This is a genomic window from Stutzerimonas sp. Brlt_14, from assembly GCF_051948915.1.
GTDB classification, from domain to species: Bacteria; Pseudomonadota; Gammaproteobacteria; order Pseudomonadales; family Pseudomonadaceae; genus Stutzerimonas; species Stutzerimonas stutzeri.
In genome coordinates, this window is record NZ_JAYJLM010000004.1 from 297,213 (window position 1) to 319,810 (window position 22,598).

Here is a 22,598-nt window from a genome sequence, read left to right on the forward strand (position 1 = left end):
GCATTGTATAAGGTTTTGTTACAAAGCGGGCGACGTGGCCACCAGGCCGGCCAAGACCACGTCGATTCCGGGATGCAGCTTACTGCACGGCGGCGAGGCGCTCGTTACCGGCACGCAGCTCGCTGTAGCGGTGTTCCAGCTCACGACGGATCTCGCGGCGCTGGTAGGCCTGGGCGAAGCGGCGCTGCTGCTCGGGGGTTTTTGGATTCAGCGGCGGCACCGGCACCGGTTTGCCGTCCTCGCCGAGGGCGACCATGGTGAAGAAGCAGCTGTTCGTGTGACGTACCGTCTTCGAGCGGATGTCTTCGGTCACGACCTTGATGCCGATCTCCATCGACGTGGTGCCGGTGTAGTTGACCGAGGCGAGGAACGTGACCAGCTCGCCCACGTGCACTGGCTGACGGAACACTACCTGGTCCACCGAGAGGGTGACGACGTACTGCCCGGCGTAACGGCTGGCGCAGGCATAGGCGACTTCGTCGAGATACTTGAGCAGCGTGCCGCCATGTACGTTGCCGGAAAAATTGGCTTTGTCCGGCGTCATCAGCACGGTCATGGTCAGCTCTGCATGTCCATCTAGCATGGGGGTTACGGCTCCTCGGTGGTGAAGGGTTGCTACTTTAGTCGAATACCTCCCGTCTGTCTGGCCTATCTGGCGAAACGCTTCATCGATTTTTTCTATCGTCAATGCGGCAAAGGCGCGCACACGTCGGTTTTGGCGGAAATACGATCAGCTAAGGCGTGAATGGCCTGTTATTTCTTGGGGGTAATCGTTCGAGTGTGATCTGGATCACGAAAGGCGGGCGATGCGTCGCTCTCGGGCACTTTTGTTGACCTGTGCCGGGTTTCGCCGGGCACAGGCTTCCTATAGTCGGGCGCCTAAAAAAAACACCCACCGGCTACTTCAGTAACGGATGCCTCCCATGCGTAAGCTCGTTCTCGCTCTGCTTGCCTGCTTCGTTCCGCTCGCCCATGCCAGCGATGAGGTCATCGAACGGTTCAACTACGTCATGGCCGACGAGCAGCGGCGCGAGCAGGCCACCCTGGCCGGCCAGGAGCGCGCGGTGTTCTGTGCCTATTGCCATGGCGAGAAGGGCAACAGCAAGCGCAAGCACATTCCCAATCTGGCCGGGCAGAACCCGCAATACCTGTTTCATTCGTTCGAGAAGTTCGCCAGCGGCGAGCGCGTCGATTTCGTCATGTCCAAGCTGGCGCAGAACCTGAGCATGGAGGAGCGGGTGAACATCGCGGTGTTCTTCAGCCAGCAGAAGGTCAACCCACCCGAGGGTGGAGCCGCCCCGGCATTGCGCAAGACCGGCGAGAAGATCTTCCAGACCACCTGCACCGGTTGCCACGGGGCTCATGCCGAAGGCATGGAGACCATGCCGCGTCTGGCCGGGCAGCCCGACGAGTACATCCGCAAGGCGCTGACGCGCTTCCGCGAGAACGACCCGAGCCGAGCCGGCTCGGTGATGATCGGCGTCGCCAGCCATCTGTCCGCAGCGGATGTCGAGGCGCTGGCGGCCTACCTGTCGCAGCTGAAGCTGACGGCTGCCGAGGAAACGGCCAACATCGACCGCCTGCGCAAGACCACCGCCGCCGCTCAGTAACGCTGAATCTGCGCCGGCGTGCGGCGCATCAGCACCTCACCGTTGCGCACCGAGAGCAGGGCATGGCCCTGGGTGCGCAGCATCTCGTAGTCGTCCGCTGCCGACAGCACCAGCAGGTTCGCCGGACGCCCCACTTCCAGTCCGTAGCGCTCGCCCAGGTTCAGGGTGCGTGCGCTGTTGTCGGTGATCAGGTCCAGGCAGCGCTGCAGGTCCTCGTAGCCGAGCATGTGGCAGATGTGCAGCCCAGCTTCGAGGATGCGCAGGATGTTGCCGTTGCCCAGCGGGTACCAGGGGTCGACGATGGAATCCTGGCCGAAGCAGACGTTCATCCCGGCGCGGTCGATCTCGGCCACGCGGGTCAGGCCCCGGCGCTTGGGGTAGGTGTCGAAGCGGCCCTGCAGGTGGATGCTCTCGGTCGGGCAGGAGACGAAGTTGATCTGCGACAGCTTCAGCAGGCGGAACAGCTTGGAGCAGTAGGCGTTGTCATAGGAGCCCATCGCCGTGGTGTGGCTGGCGGTGACCCGCTCGCCCATCTCGCGTACCCGTGCCTCTTCGGCGAGCACTTCGAGAAAGCGCGACTGCGGGTCGTCGGTTTCGTCGCAGTGCACGTCCACCAGACAGCCGGTGCGCTCGGCCAAGTCCATGAGGAACTTGATCGAGCTGACGCCCTGGTCGCGGGTGTTCTCGAAGTGCGGAATGCCGCCGACCACATCGGCGCCCATGGCGATCGCCTCGGTCATCAGCTCGCGACCGCCCTTGAACGACTCGATGCCCTCCTGCGGAAAGGCGACGATCTGCAGGTCGATCAGGTGGCGGGTTTCCTCGCGCACCTCGAGCATGGATTTGAGCGCCGACAGCGTCGGATCGGTGACGTCGACATGGGTGCGCACATGCTGGATGCCGTGGTCGACCAGCATGTCGATGGTTTTCTTCGCCCGCGCCTTGGTGTCTTCGTGGGTCACCAGCGCCTTGCGCTCGCCCCAGCGTTCGATGCCTTCGAACAGCGTGCCGCTCATGTTCCAGGCCGGCTCGCCGGCGGTAAGGGTGGCGTCCAGGTGGATGTGCGGTTCGATGAATGGCGGCACCACCAGATTGCTGGCGGCGTCGATATCGCCCTCGCTGGCTTCGGCCGGCGCCTGCTGCGCGCTGATGGCGGCGATGCGCGCGCCGTCCAGTTCGATGCGGTACAGGCCGCTGCGGCCGCGCAGGCGGGCGTTGAGGATGTTCATGGTGGCTCCTTGATCAGCGTGCGTCGGTTTGCGTCAGCACCGTGCGCGACAGGGCCAGGCGCTGGCCCTCGTACAGCACAATATAGGCTGCGGCGGCCACCAGTATGCCGACGATGGGCGCCACCCAGGGCGAGAAGTAGGCGCAGGCGGCACCCAGCACATAGGCCGCCAGGCCCAGGCTGTTGTACCTGGGCAGGTGCGCTTCGGCCAGCTTCGGGTACTGTCCGCGATGGCGGTAGAAATAGTCGGCCATGATCACGCCGCCGATGGGCGGGATGATCGAGCCGAGCAGGATCAGAAAGGGGATCAGCAACTCGTACATGCCGCCGAGTGCCAGCAGCGTGCCGACGAAGGCTCCGCCCAAGGTTACCAGGCGGCGGCGCTCGGTGCGCAGCAGGTTGCAGCCGGCCGCGGCGAAGTTGTAGATGGTGTTGTCCTGGGTGGTCCAGAGGTTGAGAAAGAGCATCACCACCGCGGCCATCGACAGGCCCTGCAGCACCAGCACTTCGACGATGTCCGGCTGCTGGTAGACGATGGCCCCGTAGGCGCCGGCGACGATCATCAGGCCGTTGCCGATGAAGAAGCCGATCAGACTGGCCCATACCGCGACCTTGCTGCTGCGGGCGAAGCGCGTCCAGTTGGTGGCCTGGGTCGCGCCGCTGACGAAGGTGCCGAAGATCATGGTGATGGCCATGCCGAGGGTCAGGCTGTCGCCAGGCTGCACCGCCAGCAGGCCGTCCAGCCCACCAATGTCGCGGGTCGCGGTCCACAGCGAAGCGATCAACAGGATCAGCATCGCCGGCACCGCGATGCGCGAGAGCAGGTCGAGGCCCTTGTAGCCGACGAAGGCGGTCAGGCAGAAGCCGAAGCCGAACAGCACCATCAACGGCATCGTCCAGCTTTCCGGTAACGCCAGCAGGCGCACCAGGACGATGGCGATGGTCGCCGTGCCCCAGGCGTACCAGCCGATCTGGGTGAAGCCGAGCAGGAAGTCGGACAGCCGGCTGCCGACCTCGCCGAAGCAGAAGCGCCCCATCAGCACCGAGTTCAACCCGCTGCGGCAGGCGATCAGCCCGAGCGCGGCGGCATAGAGGCCGAGCAGCAGGTTGCCGATCACCGCGGCCCAGAGCATGGTCTTGAAGTCGAAGGCCAGGCCGATCTTGCCGCCGGCGAACATGGTGGCGGTGAAGAAGGTGAAGCCGAACAGCAGGATGGAGGTGGACCACAGCCCCTTGCGCGCGCCGGCGGGCACTTCGCTCAGGGGGTAGTCGGTATCGACGGGCTGTATCATGGTGGTTGCTCCGCAAGCGCCGGTTGAATGCGCTGGGAGTGCAGATGCCATGCCATAGCTGACCGATCGGCCAAGCGGGGCTGTCGCGTCGGATGACGGCGGCGAATGTCTCATCGCGGTGCAGCGGCCTGTCGCCTCGCACCGCCATGGCGCCTGGCGCGAAGTTCCTCCACGCGGCGCGACATTTTCTCTATCGCGCTGTTCGGCTTATTCAATTGGGGCATCTTCGGCCCCCCTCTTAGGCTTTCGGACGCGCCATAAGCGCATCAGAAAATCGAAGAGGAATCACCCATGTCCCGTATGACCTTTGGCTCCACGCCAGCGCGCCTTGCGCTGGGCGTCCTTTCCGCGAGCCTCCTTGCGTTGCCTGCCCACGCTGCCCCGCTGACCCGCGACAATGGCGCGCCGGTCGGCAACAACCAGAATTCCCAGACCGCCGGACCCAACGGCCCGACCCTGCTGCAGGACGTGCAGCTGCTGCAGAAGCTGCAGCGTTTCGGTCGCGAGCGCGTCCCCGAGCGCGTCGTGCACGCCCGTGGTACCGGTGCCCATGGCGAGTTCACCGCCACTGAAGACATCTCCGACCTGACCCTGGCCAAGGTCTTCGAGAAGGGCAGCACCACGCCGGTGTTCGTGCGCTTCTCCACCGTGGTGCACGGTCTGCACTCGCCGGAAACTCTGCGCGACCCGCGCGGCTTCGCCACCAAGTTCTACACCGCCGATGGCAACTGGGACCTGGTCGGCAACAACTTCCCGACCTTCTTCATCCGCGACGCGGTCAAGTTCCCGGACATGGTCCACTCCTTCAAGCCGGACCCGCGCACTAACCTGGATGACGACAGCCGCCGCTTCGACTTCCTCTCGCACCACCCGGAAGCCACCCGCACCCTGACCCTGCTGTACTCCAACCAGGGCACTCCGGCCAGCTACCGGATGATGGATGGCAACGGCGTGCACGCCTACAAGTTCGTCAACGAGCAGGGTGAAACCCACTATGTGAAGTTCCGCTGGAAGAGCCTGCAGGGCCTGAAGAACCTCGACCCGAAAGAGAACGAGGCGATGCAGGGCAAGGACTACAGCCACCTGTCCCGTGACCTGATCACCGCCATCGACAGCGGCGACTATCCCAAGTGGGACCTGATGATCCAGGTGCTCAAGCCGGAGGACCTGGCCAGGTTCGACTTCGATCCGCTGGACGCCACCAAGATCTGGCCTGACGTGCCCGAGCGCAAGATCGGCCAGATGGTGCTGAACAAGAACCCGGACAATATCTTCCAGGAAACCGAGCAGGTCGCCATGGCGCCGGCCAACCTGGTGCCGGGCATCGAGCCGTCCGAGGACCGCCTGCTGCAGGGCCGTCTGTTCTCCTACGCCGATACCCAGATGTACCGCGTCGGTGCCAATGGCATGAGCCTGCCGATCAACCGCCCGAAGGTGCCGGTCAACAACGGTAACCAGGACGGCCAGCTGAACGCCGGCCACACCACCAGCAGCGTCAACTACCAGCCGAGCCGCCGCGAGAACCGTGAGGAAACGCCACGCGCCGTCTACTCCAAGCTGCCGCTGAGCGGGACCACCCAGCAGGCGCCGATCCAGCGTCAGCAGAACTTCAAGCAGGCCGGCGATCTGTATCGCTCGTTCAGCAAGAAGGAGCAGACCGACCTGATCAACACCCTGGGCGGCGAGCTGGCCAAGGCGGACGACGAGGCCAGGCACATCCTGCTGTCGTTCTTCTACAAGGCCGACGCCAACTACGGCGAGGGCCTGACCAAGGTCGCCAAGGCCGACCTCAAGCGGGTCAAGGCGCTGGCCGCCGAGCTCAAGGACTAAGGTCCCCGGACCGGCGCCCGGCATGCAGTGGAGGCTCCTTTGCGCTGCATGGGCGTCGGTTGTTTCGACCCGGGTCGGGCGATGGCCCGGGTCTTTTTTTGTGGAGGCTATATGCAAGGTCTTTTGCTGATGGCAGCGCTGCTGTTGGGCAGCGGGGCCGCCCTGGCCGCCGATGGCCCGCTGACGGATGCTGTGGACACGCCCGAGGCGGTCCGGCAGCAGTTGCGCGACTACTTCTTCAATGCCGCGCGCTTCGGCGATAACGAGGTCCTCGACGAATTCATCCGGGCCGGGTACGACCTGAACAGCGCCGACGACAAGGGCTATACCGCCCTGATCCTGGCGGCCTACAACGGCCATGGCGAGACCGTGGAGCGCCTGCTCGCCGCCGGGGCCGATGCCTGCGCCGAGGACAAGCGCGGCAACACCGCCCTGCTCGGGGCCATCTTCAAGGGTGAGCTCGGCATCGCCAAGCGTCTGCTGGCCACCGAGTGCGATCCCAACCAACGCAACAACGCCGGGCAGACGCCGGCGATGTACGCCGCGCTGTTCCAGCGCGAGGCATTGCTCCAGGCGCTGCGCGAGCGTGGTGCGGACCTCAATGCGGCGGACCCGTTGGGCAACAGCGTGGAAAGCCTGGCGCGCGGGGAGATCCGCACCCGCTGATCCGTCAGTAGCTCTTGTAGGGCAGGAACTTGCCGGACAGCACCACGTTGACGCGATCGCCCTTGGGGTCGCTCTGGCGCTGGATATCCATGGAGAAGTCGATGGCGCTCATGATGCCGTCACCGAACTCCTCGTGGATCAGTTCCTTGATGGTGGTGCCGTAGACGTTGACCAGCTCGTACCAGCGGTAGATCAGCGGATCGGTCGGCACCGCGGTGGGCAGGGAGCCCTTGTAGGGGACGATCTGCAGCCAGGCGACGGCTTCGTCGGAGAGCTCGAACAGCTGCCCCAGGGTCTCGGCCTGGGCCTTGTCGAAGGCCATCTGGCCGAGGCAACCGGCGGTGGTCCACTCCTTGGACATACCGATGCTTTCGGCGACATGCGCCCACTTCAGGCCCTTGCGCACCTTGGCGGCGACGATCATCTGGGTGACCTGTTCACGACTGCTGATCATGGCGAATCCTCATCTGGCGAATGCGAGTCAATGGCCGCGCGGGCGCGGCGGGCCTCGGTCGATGCAGGTTCGGTGCCAGGGGGTTCAGTCGTACTCGGCCGCCTCGTGCTCACCGAGCAGGCGGCGCTGGCGCGGTGTGGCGGCGGCCAGCACCTCGGGATTGAAACGGAAGTGCAGGTAGGGCGAGAACTTCTGCGCCACCATGCGCCGACCATAGTGGATCTGCAGCAGGTAGCGGCTGCGCTCGGCGCTGCGGTTGCGGCTGCCCGCGTGCCAGAGGTCGCTGCGAAACAGCAGCATGTCGCCGGCCTTGCACAGCACGGGCTCGGCCGAGCGGCCGTGCCACTGGGTTTGACCCGGCTGCGGTTTGCGCCCGGCGCGGTGGCTGCCGGGGATCACCAGCGTCGGGCAGAGGTCGGCGTCGATGTCATCCAGATACAGGTGTGCGGTGCAGATCTGCATCGGCAGTTCGAAGGCGGGATCGGCCAGCAGGCTTTCCGGCAGCTCCATGGCCAGGTAGTCGGCATGCAGCTCGCCGCCGATAAAGCCCGGGCGGCTGCGCCAGGCGGTCTGGCCGATGATATGGCAGTCCGTCCCGAGTGCCGCCTCGGCCAGTTCGATCACCCCGGGCAGATCAAGAAAGCGCAGCCAGAACGGCGAGCGATTGAAGACGCACTTGTAGTGGTCGTCGACCAGGCCCTGGTAATCCCAGTGGATGGGTTCGAGGCCATCGATGGCTTCGCGCAGCGCCGCGATGCCCGCGGGATCGAGTACGGCAGGCAACAGCACGAAGCCTTGCTGATGCAGGGCGGCGAGCTGTTGCCGAAGGGTGACGGAGTCGGTCATGGCATCGGCCGGGTAGAGCGCCAGACTCCAGCATAGGCAGCTCGGCTGCGCGTTGAAAGCCGGTTGAAAGCTTGCGGCGCTACTGTGCCGGCGCTGCTGCGGCAGCCAGTCGCGTGGTCACGAGCCGCGCCTCTGCTCTCTCGCTCCGGCGCACCCGGCGGCGTCGCCAGAAGCGGCGTCACCGGCGCGCACCTTCACATCGTTCAGGCCTGCACCACCCGTGCAATGGCCCTGGCCAGATCGTCCAGGCGCTCGGCATCCAGCCCGGCGACGTTGGCGCGACCGCTTTCCACCAGATACACCGAATCTTCGGCGCGCAGCCGGCGTACCTGCTCGGCGGTCAGGCCGGTATAGGAGAACATCCCCCGCTGCCGGGCGATGTGCGCGAAGCGCTCGGCCAGCCCATAGGGCGTCAGCGCCTCGACCAGCCCCTGACGCAGGTTGGCGATGCGCCGGCGCATGCGCTCCACCTCGTCCTGCCAGATCTGCCGCAGCGGCTCATCGGCCAGGATCGTCGCCACCACCGCGGCGCCGTGGGCCGGTGGCGTCGACCAGAGGTTGCGGGCCAGCGACGCGAGCTGGCTGCGCACGTCGAGCAGGCGCTCGGCATCGCTGGTGACGGCGATCAGCGCGCCGGTACGCTCGCGGTAGAGGCCGAAGTTCTTCGAGCAGGAACTGGTGATGAGCATCTCCGGCAGCGTTTCGGCGAACAGCCGTACGGCCCAGGCGTCCTCTTCCAGTCCGTCGCCGAAGCCTTGGTAGGCGAAGTCGAACAGCGGCAGCAATTCGCGCGCGCGCACCACGTCCAGCACCCGCAGCCAGTCGTCGTGATTCAGGTCGAAGCCGGTGGGGTTGTGGCAGCAGGCGTGCAGCAGCACCACGTCGCCAGGCGGCACCTGTTGCAGCGTGGCGAGCATGCCGTCGACATCGAGGCGGTTGTCGGCACCGACGTAGGGGTAGTGCTGCACGCGCAGGCCGGCGGCGGCGAACAGGGTTTCGTGGATCGGCCAGGTCGGATCGCTCAGCCAGATGCTGCGCCCTGGCAGGCATTTGGCGATGAACTCGCCGGCCAGGCGCAGCGCACCGGTGCCGCCCGGCGCCTGGGTGCAGCCGGCACGCTGCTCGCCGAGGGCAATGGCGCGGCTGCCAAGCACCTGACGCAGCAAGAGGGCACCGAACTGGGCGTCGCCGTGGCCGCCGATGTAGCTCTTGGTCTGCTCACTGTCCAGCAGGCGCTGCTCGGCCAGCTTCACCGCGCGCGGGATCGGCGTCAGGCCATGGGCGTCCTTGTAGACGCCGACGCCCAGGTCGAGCTTGGCCGGGTTGGTGTCGGCGCGATACAGGTCCATCAGGCCGAGGATCGGGTCGCCGGGCACGCGGGGAATCTGGCCGAAGTGCATTACTTGCGGCCCTCCGCGCTGGCGGCGAGCTGGTCGGTGCGGGCGGCCATGATGAAGTCGTTGCGGTGCAGGCCGCGCATCTCGTGGCTCCACCAGGTGACGGTGACCTTGCCCCACTCGGTGAGCAGGGCGGGATGGTGGCCGACTTCCTCGGCAATGGCGCCGACTGCGTTGGTAAAGGCCAGGGCGTGGCGGAAGTTGCGGAACAGGAAGACACGTTCCAGCTCCATGTGGTCGCCGCGCACTTCGATGTTCCAGTCGGGGATCTCGCGGATCAGCTCGGCCAGTTCTTCATCGGACACCTTGGGTGCATCGGCGCGGCAGGCTTCGCATTGGGCTTGGGCGAGGGCGGTCATGGTGTAGGTCCTTTGTTTGCAGATTGGAAAGGGTAGGTGAATTGGCCGGGGCTTACTGGCCGCGTGGATAAGCCTTCGGCGTTATCCACCCTACAAAGTAGGAGGCTTTGCGGCCAGGTTCCTTCCGCAGGGTTTAGATCAGCGTAGGGTGGAAAACCGCGAAGCGTTTTCCACGCGTCGGCTTCGACCAGCGAAACGCGTGGACAAGCCTGCGGCGTTGTCCACGCTACGCCGCCTTCGGCGGGAACTTCGGCTGGTGCAGGCCCATGCGCATGGCCTCGCGCACCATCGCCATGATGTCCTGCTGGGCGAGGTCGAACAGCTGCTTGAGGTCCGGCAGGACGAAGTACAGCGGCTGCAGGATGTCGATGCGATAGGGCGTGCGCATCGCCTCCAGCGGGTCGAACGGCTGGTGCTCGGGTTCGGCGGACAGGCTGTAGAGCGTTTCCTTCGGCGAGGAAAGGATGCCGCCGCCATAGATGCGCCGGCCGGCGGGCGTATCCACCAGGCCGAACTCGACGGTCATCCAGTACAGGCGGGCAAGGAACACCCGCTCCTCCTTGCTGGCCTCGAGGCCGAGCTGGCCGTAGGTGTGGGTGAATTCGGCGAACCAGGGGTTGGTCAGCAGCGGGCAGTGACCGAAGATCTCGTGGAAGATGTCCGGCTCCTGCAGGTAGTCCAGCTCTTCCGGGGTGCGGATAAAGGTCGCGACGGGAAAACGCTTGCTTGCCAGCAGTTCGAAAAAGCGTTGGAAGGGGATCAGCGCCGGTACGCGCTCCACTTGCCATCCCGTGGTGGCGGCCAGCACGCGGTTGATCTCGCCGAGCTGCGGGATGCGCTCGTGGGGCAGGGCGAGCTGGTCGAGGCCGTCGAGGTATTCCTGGCAGGCGCGCCCGTCGAGCAGTTTCAGCTGACGCTCGACCAGCGTCTGCCACACCGCGTGCTCGGCGTCGGGGTAATGAATATGCCCCTGCGCGTCCGGTTCGCGGGCTACGTAGTGGGTGGTCTTCATCGCTTCTCCTGGGCCGCTTGGGCATCTTGTTGTTGCCCTCATTCGAACGCGAAGGCGTGCCGCAGGGGAGAGGCGCTGTGGCGCAATGTCGCATGTGCGTGGTGTTGCGCTGTAAGAAATCCATGACAGAGAGGTCGGCAGCTGGATCGGCGGCGTTGCCAATCGAGCAAACTGTCAAATAATCTTGACGATAATTTGCGCTGCACTGCAGCGCCGGCCCCACAACAAGACAACAGGGCTCCGCCATGCGTATCAAGATTCTCTGCCAGAACCGCGTCGGCATTCTGCGCGACATGCTCAACCTGCTGGTGGATTACGGCATCAACGTGGCCCGCGGCGAGGTGGGCGGCGAGCAGGGCAATGCCGTCTACCTGCACTGCCCCAACCTGATGAACCTGCAGTTGCAGGCGCTACGGCCGAAGATCGAGGCGCTGCCCGGCGTGTTCGAGCTGCGCAAGGTCAGCCTGATGCCCAGCGAGCGGCATTCCCTGGAACTCAATGCACTGCTCGGCGCGCTGGAATTCCCCGTCCTCTCCATCGACATGAGCGGTGCCATCGTTGCCGCCAACCGTGCCGCTGCGCAGCTGCTCGGCGTGCGCGTCGACGAGGTCCCGGGCATGAGCCTGTCGCGCTACGCCGAGGACTTCGACCTGCCGGAACTGGTGCGCGCCAACAAGGCGCGGATCAACGGGCTGCGGGTGAAAATCAAGGGCGATGTGTTCCTCGCCGACATCGCCCCGCTGCAATCCGAACACGACGACAGCGAGGCGCTGGCCGGCGCGGTGCTGACCCTGCATCGCGCCGACCGGGTCGGTGAACGCATCTACCAGGTGCGCAAGCAGGAGCTGCGCGGCTTCGACAGCATCTTCCAGAGCTCGAAAGTGATGGCCGCGGTGGTGCGCGAGGCGCGGCGCATGGCACCGCTGGATGCGCCGCTGCTGATCGAGGGCGAGACCGGCACCGGCAAGGAACTGCTGGCGCGCGCCTGTCACCTGTCGAGCCCGCGTGGGCAGTCACCCTTCATGGCGCTCAACTGCGCCGGCCTGCCGGAGTCGATGGCCGAGACCGAGCTGTTCGGCTACGGCCCCGGCGCCTTCGAGGGCGCGCGGCCGGAAGGCAAGCTCGGCCTGCTGGAGCTGACCGCAGGCGGTACGCTGTTTCTCGATGGCGTCGGCGAGATGAGCCCGCGGCTGCAGGCCAAGCTGCTGCGCTTCCTGCAGGACGGCGGCTTCCGCCGGGTCGGCAGCGACGAAGAGGTCTATCTGGATGTGCGGGTGATCTGCGCGACCCAGGTGGACCTGTCCGAGCTCTGCGCCAAGGGTGAATTTCGCCAGGACCTGTATCACCGGCTCAACGTGTTGTCGCTGCACATTCCGCCGCTGCGCGATTGTCTGGACGGACTGCAGCCGCTGGCGCTGCACTTCATCGATCAGGCCAGCCGGCAGATCGGCTGTGCGCTGCCGACGCTCTCGCCGCAGGCGCTGGAGCGCCTGGCCGGCTATCACTGGCCGGGCAACGTGCGGCAGCTGGAGAACACCCTGTTCCAGGCGGTTTCGCTGTGCGAGGGCGGCATCATCAAGCCCGAGCACATCCGTCTGCCGGGCTACGGCGCGGCGCAGCCACTGGGTGATTTTTCGCTGGAGGGCGACCTGGCCAGCATCGTCGGGCGCTTCGAGAAGGCCGTGCTGGAGGGGCTGTACAAGCAGTTTCCGAGCAGCCGTCAGCTGGGCAAGCGCCTTGGCGTGTCGCATACCACCATCGCCAACAAGCTGCGCGAGCATGGCGTGGGCAGGGCCGACGGCTGAGGCCTGCTGGCGGCCGCGCAGAGCGCTTCATGCTCGGCGGGAGCATGAACGTCCGCGAGCCATCAACCTGCTACCGAGCGTGGCAGTCAGTGCACCGCCTGGCTCACCGCGTCGATCAGCGCCTGAAGGTCGATGGGTTTGCGCAGGTGCAGGGTGAAGCCCGCGGCCATGGCCTTTTCCACGTCGCGCAAGGTGCCGTAGCCGGTCAGGGCGATGCTCGGGGTGTCCCGATTGGCGCCCTGCTGGCGGATGATGGCCATCATCTTGTGGCCGTCGATCTCCGGCATGCCGATGTCGGAGACGATCACATCGAACGGCGTCTGCTCGGCCAGCTCGATGGCCCGCGCACCGCCGTCGGCAGTGGTGACCTCGGCGCCCTCGCTTTGCAGCAGCTCGCACATGGTTTCGAGGATGTCCGGCGAGTCGTCCACCAGCAGGATGCGGATGCCCCTGAGCCCACCGGCGTCATCGGCATTGGCCAGGTCGCTGAGTTCGAGTTCGGTCTGCAGATGCACCGGCAGCCAGACGCTGAAGCGCGCGCCGCGGCCGATGCCTTCCGAATAGGCCTCGATGCGCCCGTTGTGCGCCTCGACCAGCTGCTTGACCAGCGCCAGGCCAATGCCCAGCCCGTGCTTGGCACGCTGCGCATGCTGCATCTCGGCCTGGCCAAACATATCGAAGACCTTGGGCAGAAAGTCGGCGCTGATGCCTTCGCCGGTGTCGATGACGTCGAGCCGGGCCTGGTCGCCCTCGCGCTCGAGTTGCATGCAGATGCGTTCGCCACCCTTGGAGAACTTCCAGGCGTTGTTCAGCAGGTTCCAGATGATCTGGTCCAGGCGTGTCGGGTCGGCCTGGATGTAGATGGGGGCGTCCGGCTTGAAGCTCTCGAAGCTGATGTTCTCGCTCTGTGCCAGCGGCGCGAACACCGCTTCGATGCCGCGCAGCACGTCCTGATAGCGCAGCGTGGCGAAGTGCAGCTTGAGCTTGCCGGTGCGGATGCGCGAGACATCCATCAGGTCGTCGATGATCCTCGACTGGCTGCGCACCGCGTTCTGGATCGACTGCGTCGCCTTGTGCAGGCTCGGGTTGTTCTTCACCGCCTGAGAGCGGGCGACCAGGTCGGTGTTGAGCTGGATGAGGTTCAACGGGTGCTTCAGCTCGTGGGAGAGTACGGCGAAGAACTGGTCCTTCTGCAGGTTGGCCGCTTGCACACTCTCCAGTTCGTTCTGCTGTTCGGAGCTGCGCTGGCGTTCCTCGGTGAGGTCGCGGGCGATCTTGGCGAAGCCGATGACCTTGCCCGTACCATCCACCAGTGGATTGAGCAGGCCGCTGAGGAAGCACCGACTGCCATCGCGGCGGGCGTGCCAGCGCTCGTCCGTGGCCTGGCCATGTTGCAGTGCGCGCTGGCGTTCGGCTTCCGGAACACCGGCCTGGCGATCCTGCTCGGTGTAGATGATGTCCACCGTCTGGCCGAGCACTTCGGTTTCGCGGTAACCCAGGATCAGCTCGGCACCGCAGTTCCAGGTGGTGATCAGGCCGTCACAGTCCAGGGTGATGATGGCGTAGCCCTTGGTGCTCTGCGCCAGCAGCTTGAGGTGGGCTTCGCCGGCGCGTAGCTCTTCCTCGGCCCGGCGGCGGTCGCTGATGTCGATGAAGGTCAGCACGGCGCCTTCGATGCGGTCGTCCAGCGTGCGATAGGGCAGGAAGCGCGCCAGGTACCAGTGCTGGCCCTCGCGGTCGCGCACCTCGCGCTCGACCAGGTGCAGCTCTTCGAAGGCTTCGGCGGCGTCCTTGGCCAGCAGCGGGTAGTCCAGCCGATGGGTGATGTCGAACAGCGAACGGCCGGCATCGTTGCCGATCACGTTGAAGATGTCCCTGGCACGCGGGGTGAACCACTTGATGCGCATCTTGCGGTCGACGAAGACCGTGGCGATGTCGGTGGAGGAGATCAGGTTCTGCAGGTCGTCGTTGATCTTGCTGGTCTCGTCGACCTTGCTCTTGAGCTCGTAGTTGACGGTGGTGAGTTCTTCGTTGATCGACTGCAGCTCTTCCTTGCTGGTTTCCAGCTCCTCGGTGGCCGAGCGCAATTCCTCGTTGATCGCCTGCAGCTCCTCGTTGGAGGCGCGCAGTTCCTCGGTGGAGGTTTCCGAGTGCTCCATGGTGATCTGCAGGCGCTCCTTGGTGTGCTGCAGTTCCGCCTCGAGCTGGGTCAGCACGCTGTCCTTGGTGTCCGGATCCTCCAGTGTGCTGCTGTCCATGCAGGCTTCCACTTCGTCGAACAGCACCAGCATGTAGTCGCTGCCTGCCTCGTTGTCGCGGAACGGGCGCACCACCATGTTCACATAGTAGCTGCGGCCGTCGCGCTCCAGACGCACGCGCCGAGCCTCGACGCTCTTGCCGGTGTGGGCGGCCTGGTACAGCGCGGTGCGCAGTTCGAGGCGCAACTGGGGATGCACCAGGGTGGTCAGGTTCAATGAGGGCTCGCCACCGACATAGCGCAGGAAGTTCCCGGCGCGGTCGGACATGTGCACGATCTCCGCCTCCTGGTTGACGATGACGCTGGGCGGCGCGTACTGCTCGAGCGCGCGCTGGTGCACGTCGGCGAAGGAGAACTTGCGGTGGCGCCGGTGCGGCTCGCTGAACGGCGGGCGCGGCGGCGTGCTGAGGGTGAAGCCGTGCACCGGGCCGAGGGGCGCGCGGCGCAGCGAGGAGCCCACTTCCTTGGCGAGGTAGATGCGGTTCTTCTTGTCCACCGCGGTGAACAGCTGGCTGCAGACGTCGGCGGTTTCGGAGCTGCCGAGAAACAGGTAGCCACCGGGGTTGAGGGCGAAGTGGAACATGCGCAGCACTTCGATCTGGATGTCGCGGTCCAGGTAGATCATCAGGTTGCGGCAGGAGATCAGGTCGAGCCGCGAGAATGGCGGGTCGCGCAGGATGTTGTGACGGGCGAAGAGGATTCGCTCGCGCAGCTCCTTCTGCAGGCGCAGCTGGTTCTGATCCTTGACGAAGTACTGGCGCAGTCGGGCCGGGGTGACGTCGGTGACGATGGCCTCGGGGTAGACGCCGGCGCGCGCGGTTTCCAGGGCGCGATCGTCGATGTCGGTGGCGAACAGCTGGGTCTGGATGTCGACCCCGCTGTGGGCGGCCTGGTCGGTGAGCAGCATGGCCAGCGAATAGGCTTCCTCGCCGGTGGAGCAGGCCGCGGCCCAGACCCGCAGAGCGCGGTCATCGGTGGCGAGCTTCTGCTCGAACAGCACGGGGATGATGTCGCGTTCCAGCGCCTCGAAGGCCTCGCGGTCGCGGAAGAAGTTGGTCACGCCGATCAGCATGTCGGCCAGCAGTGCCGGGGTTTCCTCCGGGTTGCCCTGCAGGTACCGGGCGTAACTGGGCATGTCGGGCAGGGCATTGACCTGCATGCGCCGTTCGATGCGGCGCAGTACCGTGGCCAGCTTGTAATGGCGGAAATCGTGGCCGGTGCGGGTGCGCAGCGCGGCGAGGATCTCGCGCAGCGCCAGCTCGTTGGGCTTGGTCTGGGGTTGCGCCTGGATGTAGTCCATCTCGCCCGGCTCGACCGCGGGGTGCTCGCCGTCCTCGGGCGCCGGCACCGGGCGGAACTGCTCGAGCAGCGTCTGCATGTTGCGGTGCAGTTCGACCAGCTTCTGCGCGATGTCGGCCACCGGCAGAACGATGTCGACCATGCCGGTTTCGATGGCGCTGCGCGGCATCGACTCGAACTCCGCATCGCCGGGTTCCTGCGCCAGGGTGATGCCGCCCTGTTCCTTGATGCGCGACAGCCCCACCGAACCGTCGGCACCGCTGCCGGAAAGCACGATGCCGATGGCGTGGGTGTGGTGGGTGTCGGCCAGCGTGCGGAAGAACAGGTCGATGGCCACCTGCACGCCACGCTCGCGCTGCGGCTCGGTCAGGCGCAGGTAGCCGTCGTTCATCGACAGGTCCAGCGCCGGGGGAATCACGTAGATGTGGTTGCGCTCGATGGGCGTCGGCTGGGTGACCTGCAGCACCGGCATGCGGGTCGCCTTCTGCAGGATCTGGTCGGCCTTGCTCTCGTGTTTGGGCGAGAGGTGCATGATCACCACGAAGGCCATGCCGCAATCGGCCGGCATGCTTTCGAACAGCGTGATAAGCGCCTTGAGGCCGCCTGCCGAGGCGCCGATACCGACCACGGGAAACTGCAGCGTGCTGCGGGTCAGGTTGCTGTTCTTCGGCACGGACGGCTCAGGGCTGGTACTCATCGAATCCTCGGGTGCATTGGGACTTCCGGGCATTAAAGGGCAGACAGCAGAACGAAGCAGGGAGTCCATCGCTGCCGAGCAGTGCTGCCGAACGGATGATACGGCTTTGCGCACGCGATTACTGTGCGGCCGGCTCGCGTGGCGCGGCCCATGTCCTCAGCACTCGATGATGTTCACCGCCAGACCGCCGCGGGCGGTTTCCTTGTACTTGCTCTTCATGTCGGCGCCGGTCTGGCGCATGGTGCGGATCACCTTGTCCAGCGAGATGAAGTGTCGGCCATCGCCGCGCAAGGCCATGCGCGCGGCGTTGATCGCCTTCACCGCGCCCATGGCGTTGCGCTCGATGCAGGGCACCTGCACCAGCCCGCCGACCGGGTCGCAGGTCAGCCCGAGGTTGTGTTCCATGCCGATTTCGGCGGCGTTCTCGACCTGTTGTGGCGTGCCGCCGAGCACTTCGCACAGGGCGCCGGCAGCCATCGAACAGGCCACGCCTACCTCGCCCTGGCAGCCCACCTCGGCGCCGGAAATCGAAGCGTTCTCCTTGTAGAGGATGCCGATGGCGGCGGCGGTGAGCAGGAAGCGCACCACGCCGTCCTCGTCCGCACCCGGGACGAAGCGCATGTAGTAATGCAGCAGCGCCGGAATGATGCCCGCCGCGCCATTGGTGGGCGCCGTGACCACGCGCCCGCCGCTGGCGTTTTCCTCGTTGACCGCCAGCGCATAGAGATCGACCCAGTCGAGAACGTTGAGCGCATCGCGCAGGTTGGCCTCGGGGTGTTCGCTGAGCTGGCGATACAGGCCCGCCGCGCGGCGACGCACCTTGAGGCCGCCGGGCATCACGCCTTCGGTACGGCAGCCGGCCTCGACGCAATCCTGCATGACCTGCCAGATGCGCAGCAGGCCACTGCGGGTCTCTGCTTCCGGCCGCCAGGCGGCCTCGTTGGCGAGCATCAGCTGGCTGATGGACAGCCCATGGGCAGCGCAGTGATCGAGCAGCTCGGCAGCGCTGCGAAAGGGGTAGGCCAGTGCGGTGGCGTCCTCGACGATGCGATCGCTGCCGGCGGCCTGCTCGTCGACCACGAATCCGCCACCCACCGAGTAGTACTCGCGGCTACAGAGCTGCAGGCCGGCGGCGTCGAAGGCGCGGAAGATCAGACCGTTGGGGTGGAAGGGCAGCGGCCGGCGGATGAAGGCCAGCTGCGCCCGGCTGTCGAACGGGATCGGGTGCTCGCCGAGCAGGCGCAGTTCGCCACGCTCGCGGATCGTCGCCAGGCGCGCCGGGATGCTGTCGGTATCCACCGATTCGGGATGTTCGCCCTCCAGCCCGAGCAGCACGGCCTTGTCGCTGCCGTGGCCCTTGCCGGTAGCGCCGAGCGAGCCGTACAGCTCGACCTTGATGGCGCGGGTCGCTGTCAGCTGCCCGTCACGGCGCAGGCCTTCGGCAAAGCGCAGGGCGGCGCGCATCGGGCCCACCGTGTGCGAACTGGACGGGCCGATACCGATCTTGAACAGGTCGAAGACACTGAGGGACATTGGGAGGCTCCAGGCGAGGCTTGTATAAGCCTAGACCCTCGGCCGCCCGTCAAGGTTGATCGGGAAGGCTTTCGTTGTCGTTCTGGGCGGTCGCGGCGCCGGGCTGGTCCGCGGCCTGGCGCGAGCCGCCCCAGGGGTTGGCCTCCAGGCTGTTGTGCACCGCGGTCGCGGCCTGCGCGGCCTGGCCGATGGCGACGCTGATCTGCTTCAGGCCCAGGGTCACGTCACCGATGGCATAGAGGCCGCGCAGCGAGGTCTGCAGGTGTTGGTCCACCTTCACACCGCCGCATTCGTCGCAGTCCAGACCCAGCTGCAGCGCCAGCTCCGAGCGAAAGCGTGCGCCCAGGCTGGGGTAGATGATGTCGAAATTGTGCCGGTCGCCGCGGCAGGTCAGCAGGTCGATGCCGTTCTCGCAGGGCTGCATGGATTCGACCCGGTCGCCGATCACGCGGATGGCGTAGTGCTCGGCCAGGGCGATGGCCTGTTCGCATGCCGCCTGGTCGCCGTGCACCACCACGGTGACCCGGTCGGTGAAGGTGCGAAGGAACACTGCGTGGGTGATGGCGCTTTCCGCTTCGCCATACACGGCGACGTTGTCGCCGTCGACCTCATAGCCATCGCAGATCGCGCACAGCCGCACCTTGCCGGCGTGAATGGCCGGCTCGATGTCGGGCATGTCCGGCAGCCGGTCCTCGATACCGGTGGCGAGGATGATCCGCCGGGTGATGCAGCTGCGCTCGCCGTAACGCACGCTGAAGCCCTCGACATGCGGCTCGATGTGCTCGACCTGGCCGTGCTCCAGGCGTGCGCCGTAGCCAGCGGCCTGTTCGCGCAGCCTGGCCAGCAGGTCATTGCCGCTGATGCCCGGTGGAAAGCCCGGGTAGTTGCGCGACCGCGGTATCCACGCGGCGCGGCTGCTGCCAGCATCGACCACCAGACAGCTGCGTCGGAAGCGCGCCAGGTACAGCGCGGCGGTGAGGCCGGCGGGACCGCCGCCGACGATCAGGCAGTCGGTCACGGCAGTTTGCGGGTTCGCTTGCTCGGGGGGCATGGCGTTGGCCGGTGGCGGGTGGTTGCCAGTAGAAGGGGGGCGTGACGAGAAAGTTCGGTCCGGCCGATGGATGCAATGTGCGGTTTTGAGAGCTGGTTGGAGCTTCAACCCTTGTGCCAGAGCCGTCGATGGCCAAAACTGCGCGGCTCGGTGACCGTAGGGTCCAACCCGTACCGATCGGTCACCGCCATTCCAATAAAGACCAGCCTGCGGCTCCGCTCGCGGTGCACTGGTCCCCTCGCTGTATCCCAGCCTCGCCACACCCGGCGCCGGCTGAACCATATCGAATTGCAAACACCACTCGAACGGTGCTCACGAGGCGCCGTGTCGGGCTTATTTCCCGTGGGGGTAGATCGTGTTCAAGTCTCTGGTTGTTGCGCCCTGTGCGGCGCTGTTGCTCCTGCTTTCGCCAATGGCCGCGAAAGCCGCCGAGCCCATCGTCATCAAGTTCGCCCATGTGGTGGCGGACGACACGCCCAAGGGCAAGGGCGCACTGCTTTTCCAGAAGCTGGTGCGCCAGCGCCTGGCCGGTCAGGTGGATGTCGAGGTGTACCCGAACTCGACGCTGGTCGGCGATGCCGACGAGATGCAGGCCGCTGCTGGACAACAAGGTGCAGATGCTGGCGCCATCGCTCTCCAAGCTCATCGAGTATTCGCCGAAGCTGGAGGTATTCGACCTGCCCTTCCTGTTCGATGACGACGCCGCGGTTGCGCGCTTCCAGAAGCGCGAGGCCAGCCGTGAGCTGCTGCGTTCGATGGCCGGGCGCGGCATCTACGGCCTGGCCTACTGGAACAACGGCCTGAAGCAGATGACCGCCAGCCAGCCGCTGCGCAACCCGGCCGATGCCGCGGGTCTGGCCTTCCGTATCCAGCCCTCGCCGCTGCTCGAGGCGCAGTTCGCCGCGGTCGACGCCAAGGCCGTGCGCCTGCCGTTCTCCGAGGTGTCCAAGGCCATGCAGAGCGGCACGGTGCAGGGAACCGAAGGGCCCTGGTCGAACCTGCGCGGGCAGAGCGCCGCCGGCAAGCCGAGCTACGTTACCGAGACCAATCACGGGGTGCTCAACTACATGCTGGTGGCCAACTCCGAGTTCTGGACCAGCATTCCCTTCGCGCTGCGCTCGGAGCTGGAGAACATCGTTCTTGAAGTCACCCAGACGGTGAACGCCGAGGCGGCGGCGATCAACCAGCGCGAACGCGAACAGCTGATCGCCAGCGGCAGTGCCACACTGGTCACCCTGACGCCGGAACAGCGCCAGGCCTGGCGCACGAAGATGCAGCCGGTGTGGAAGTCGTTCGAAAGCCAGATCGGCGCGGACATCATGCGCGCCGCGCTGACCGTCAACCGCCGTTGAGCTCCACGGCTCCGGTTCACCGGCCGGAGCCGCCCAGCCCAGAGCGCTGCGATGAGCCTGATCGGGCTCGTCGCCGGGCTTTCATGCGCCAGCAAAACGCCATTTTGAGAGCTGGTCGCACTTTCTGGCCTTGTGCCATCTGCGGCGTTCCCTAAGACTTTCGTATAGCTGCGGATGGCTCTCGCCGCATTCACCGCAGCGGCATTCCAAGAAAGGCCAGCGACGACCGCGGCACGCGTGTCGATCGGGCCACCTCAGCAAAAGACCCTTGGCGTTGCGCGTCAGCGGGCCTTTTCAATCCATATCGACTAACCACTCGGACGGTGCTCACGAGGCGCCTTCGGGCTTTTCCCATTGGGGGTTGGATGTACAAGTCTTGTGTCGCTGCGCTGGTCGCAGCCCTGTATTGGTTGAGTGCTCCCGTGATGGCTGCCGAAGGCGGGCCGATCGTCATCAAGTTCGCCCACGTTGTGGCGGACGACACCCCCAAGGGCAAGGGGGCGTTGTTGCTCAAGCAGCTGGTCGAGGAGCGTATGGCCGGCAAGGTGAAGGTCGAGGTCTATCCGAACTCGACGCTGGTGGGCGACGCCGACGAGATGCAGGCGCTGTTCGACAACAAGGTGCAGCTGCTGGCGCCGTCGATGTCGAAGTTCGCGCCCTACACCAAGAAACTGCAAGTATTCGATCTGCCGTTCCTGTTCGATGACGCCGAGGCGCTGCAGCGTTTCCAGAAGCGCGAGGCCGCGCGCCAGCTGCTGCGCTCCATGGCCGATCACGGCGTCTACGGCCTGGCCTACTGGAACAACGGCCTGAAGCAGCTCTCGGCCACGGCGCCGCTGCGCAAGCCGAGCGATGCGGCGGGTCTGGCCTTCCGTATCCAACCCTCGCCGGTGCTTGAGGCGCAGTTCGCGGCGGTCGGTGCCAAGTCGGTGGTGCTGCCGTTCGCCAAGGTCTACGAGTCGCTCAAGGGCGGCGTGGTGCAGGGGGCCGAGAACCCCTGGTCGAACATCCTCAGCCAGAACATGCACAGCGTTCAGCCGTACATCACCGAAACCAACCACGGTGTGCTCGACTACATGCTGATCACCAACAACGAATTCTGGCTGAGCATGCCGTTCGCCGTGCGTTCGGAGCTGGAGGGCATCATTCTCGAGGTCACCCAGGCGGTGAATCGTGAGGCTGCGGCGGTCAATCGGCGCGACCGCGATCGCATCCTGGCCAGCGGCAGCAGCCAGCTGATCACCCTCACGCCGGAAGAACGCCAGGCCTGGCGCGAGCAGATGCTGCCGGTATGGAAAACCTACGAGGCCGAAATCGGTGCGGACCTGATTCGCGCCGCGATGACGGTCAATCGTCGCCGCTGAGGCCGCGATCGAACTCGCCGGCCATGCAGGCCGGCGAGCTCGGGCGGTTCAGCCGCTCACCCTCCTGCTCCAGCCATTCGGCCAGTACCCGTGCGTTGTTCTCGTGCTCATCCCGAGCCGCGTAGACCAGCGTCAGGGTGCCCCCTTCGGCCATCTCCAGCAGTGGCCACCAGTGCTCCGGATGCGCCGCCAGCTCGCTGCGGTAGCGCCGGCGGAACTCGGCGAAGTTCAGCGTGCCGTTCTTGAACGCCCTGCGCAGCTCGGTCGATGGCGCCAGATCCGCCAGCCAGGCTTCCAGCGCCAATCCTTGACGATCGCAGCCCCGCGGCCATAGCCGGTCGACCAGTATCCGGCGGCCGTCCGTGGCCTTGGCGGGTGCATAGGCGCGTTTGCACTGAATCATCACCAGACCTCCTCGTTATCGGTAATCCAGCCTAGACCGCTCGTTCGCTGAGGTGTGGTTTATTTTACTGGTGAAAGGGTCAATCAAACCCTATGCGATTGGGTTTCTATAACCATTTAATACGTATCTTTATGATTTCAAAG

At 65.7% G+C, this 22,598-nt stretch carries 17 protein-coding genes and 1 pseudogene; 6 read left to right on the forward strand and 12 right to left on the reverse strand.

The features are described 5' to 3' along the window. Positions 1 to 79 precede the first annotated feature (79 nt). A complete protein-coding gene (locus VF716_RS11790; RefSeq protein WP_013984019.1) occupies positions 80 to 583 on the reverse strand; it encodes an acyl-CoA thioesterase in 504 nt (167 codons plus the stop codon). Positions 584 to 923: 340 nt separating this feature from the next. On the opposite strand from VF716_RS11790, the gene VF716_RS11795 reads away from it, so the two are divergent. Beyond that, positions 924 to 1,610, forward strand: coding sequence for a c-type cytochrome (locus VF716_RS11795; RefSeq protein WP_279642810.1), 687 nt, complete (start codon positions 924 to 926; stop codon positions 1,608 to 1,610). On the opposite strand, the gene codA is transcribed toward VF716_RS11795, so the two are convergent. Continuing rightward, positions 1,604 to 2,839 (reverse strand): cytosine deaminase, encoded by a 1,236-nt coding sequence (gene codA, locus VF716_RS11800; protein ID WP_014597708.1) that lies wholly within the window; start codon positions 2,837 to 2,839, stop codon positions 1,604 to 1,606. The genes VF716_RS11795 and codA overlap by 7 nt on opposite strands. A 13-nt stretch (positions 2,840 to 2,852) precedes the next feature. Continuing rightward, positions 2,853 to 4,130 (reverse strand): cytosine permease, encoded by a 1,278-nt coding sequence (gene codB, locus VF716_RS11805; RefSeq protein WP_125886021.1) that lies wholly within the window; start codon positions 4,128 to 4,130, stop codon positions 2,853 to 2,855. Between the two features lie 291 nt (positions 4,131 to 4,421). Between codB and VF716_RS11810 the strand changes: the two genes are divergently transcribed. Beyond that, entirely contained in the window at positions 4,422 to 5,960 is a 1,539-nt protein-coding gene (locus tag VF716_RS11810) for a catalase (RefSeq protein ID WP_048329869.1), read from the forward strand. Positions 5,961 to 6,071: 111 nt separating this feature from the next. Beyond that, positions 6,072 to 6,626 (forward strand): ankyrin repeat domain-containing protein, encoded by a 555-nt coding sequence (locus VF716_RS11815; RefSeq protein WP_011914590.1) that lies wholly within the window; start codon positions 6,072 to 6,074, stop codon positions 6,624 to 6,626. A gap of 4 nt (positions 6,627 to 6,630) precedes the next feature. On the opposite strand, the gene cynS is transcribed toward VF716_RS11815, so the two are convergent. From cynS to phhA, 5 genes are all read right to left on the reverse strand, one after another. Next, positions 6,631 to 7,080, reverse strand: a complete 450-nt coding sequence (gene cynS / locus VF716_RS11820) for a cyanase (RefSeq protein ID WP_011914589.1) — start codon at positions 7,078 to 7,080, stop codon at positions 6,631 to 6,633. Between the two features lie 84 nt (positions 7,081 to 7,164). Further along, entirely contained in the window at positions 7,165 to 7,926 is a 762-nt protein-coding gene (locus tag VF716_RS11825) for a phytanoyl-CoA dioxygenase family protein (protein ID WP_125856429.1), read from the reverse strand. A 203-nt stretch (positions 7,927 to 8,129) separates the two neighbouring features. Continuing rightward, entirely contained in the window at positions 8,130 to 9,326 is a 1,197-nt protein-coding gene (locus VF716_RS11830; RefSeq protein WP_125886020.1) for an amino acid aminotransferase, read from the reverse strand. Further along, positions 9,326 to 9,682, reverse strand: a complete 357-nt coding sequence (locus VF716_RS11835; protein ID WP_011914586.1) for a 4a-hydroxytetrahydrobiopterin dehydratase — start codon at positions 9,680 to 9,682, stop codon at positions 9,326 to 9,328. The genes VF716_RS11830 and VF716_RS11835 overlap by 1 nt, the downstream gene beginning before the upstream one ends. Before the next feature lie 226 nt (positions 9,683 to 9,908). Further along, positions 9,909 to 10,694 carry a phenylalanine 4-monooxygenase gene (gene phhA / locus VF716_RS11840; RefSeq protein WP_013984010.1) on the reverse strand — a complete coding sequence of 262 codons (786 nt, stop codon included), beginning with the start codon at positions 10,692 to 10,694 and terminating at the stop codon, positions 9,909 to 9,911. A 245-nt stretch (positions 10,695 to 10,939) separates the two neighbouring features. Here phhA and VF716_RS11845 point away from each other — a divergent pair, with 245 nt between their 5' ends. Further along, entirely contained in the window at positions 10,940 to 12,499 is a 1,560-nt protein-coding gene (locus VF716_RS11845; protein ID WP_013984009.1) for a sigma-54-dependent phenylalanine hydroxylase transcriptional regulator PhhR, read from the forward strand. A gap of 86 nt (positions 12,500 to 12,585) precedes the next feature. Here VF716_RS11845 and VF716_RS11850 read toward each other — a convergent pair whose 3' ends face one another. The 3 genes from VF716_RS11850 to VF716_RS11860 all read right to left on the reverse strand — a co-directional run bounded on the left by VF716_RS11850 (position 12,586) and on the right by VF716_RS11860 (position 19,336). Next, positions 12,586 to 16,752, reverse strand: a complete 4,167-nt coding sequence (locus tag VF716_RS11850) for a CheR family methyltransferase (RefSeq protein ID WP_440552716.1) — start codon at positions 16,750 to 16,752, stop codon at positions 12,586 to 12,588. A 156-nt stretch (positions 16,753 to 16,908) separates the two neighbouring features. Next, complete coding sequence (locus tag VF716_RS11855) at positions 16,909 to 18,285, reverse strand: L-serine ammonia-lyase (RefSeq protein WP_011914582.1); 1,377 nt, start codon at positions 18,283 to 18,285, stop codon at positions 16,909 to 16,911. 49 nt (positions 18,286 to 18,334) lie between these two features. Then, positions 18,335 to 19,336 (reverse strand): NAD(P)/FAD-dependent oxidoreductase, encoded by a 1,002-nt coding sequence (locus VF716_RS11860; RefSeq protein WP_037004342.1) that lies wholly within the window; start codon positions 19,334 to 19,336, stop codon positions 18,335 to 18,337. Positions 19,337 to 19,691: 355 nt separating this feature from the next. Between VF716_RS11860 and VF716_RS11865 the strand changes: the two are divergent. Then, a pseudogene (locus VF716_RS11865) lies at positions 19,692 to 20,688 on the forward strand (TRAP transporter substrate-binding protein). Between the two features lie 365 nt (positions 20,689 to 21,053). Next, on the forward strand, positions 21,054 to 22,052 hold the full coding sequence (locus tag VF716_RS11870; RefSeq protein WP_011914579.1) for a TRAP transporter substrate-binding protein: 999 nt from the start codon (positions 21,054 to 21,056) through the stop codon (positions 22,050 to 22,052). Here VF716_RS11870 and VF716_RS11875 read toward each other — a convergent pair. Further along, a complete protein-coding gene (locus VF716_RS11875; RefSeq protein ID WP_011914578.1) occupies positions 22,036 to 22,455 on the reverse strand; it encodes a DUF488 domain-containing protein in 420 nt (139 codons plus the stop codon). The two genes, VF716_RS11870 and VF716_RS11875, sit on opposite strands and share 17 nt — an antisense overlap. Between the last annotated feature and the right edge of the window lie 143 nt (positions 22,456 to 22,598).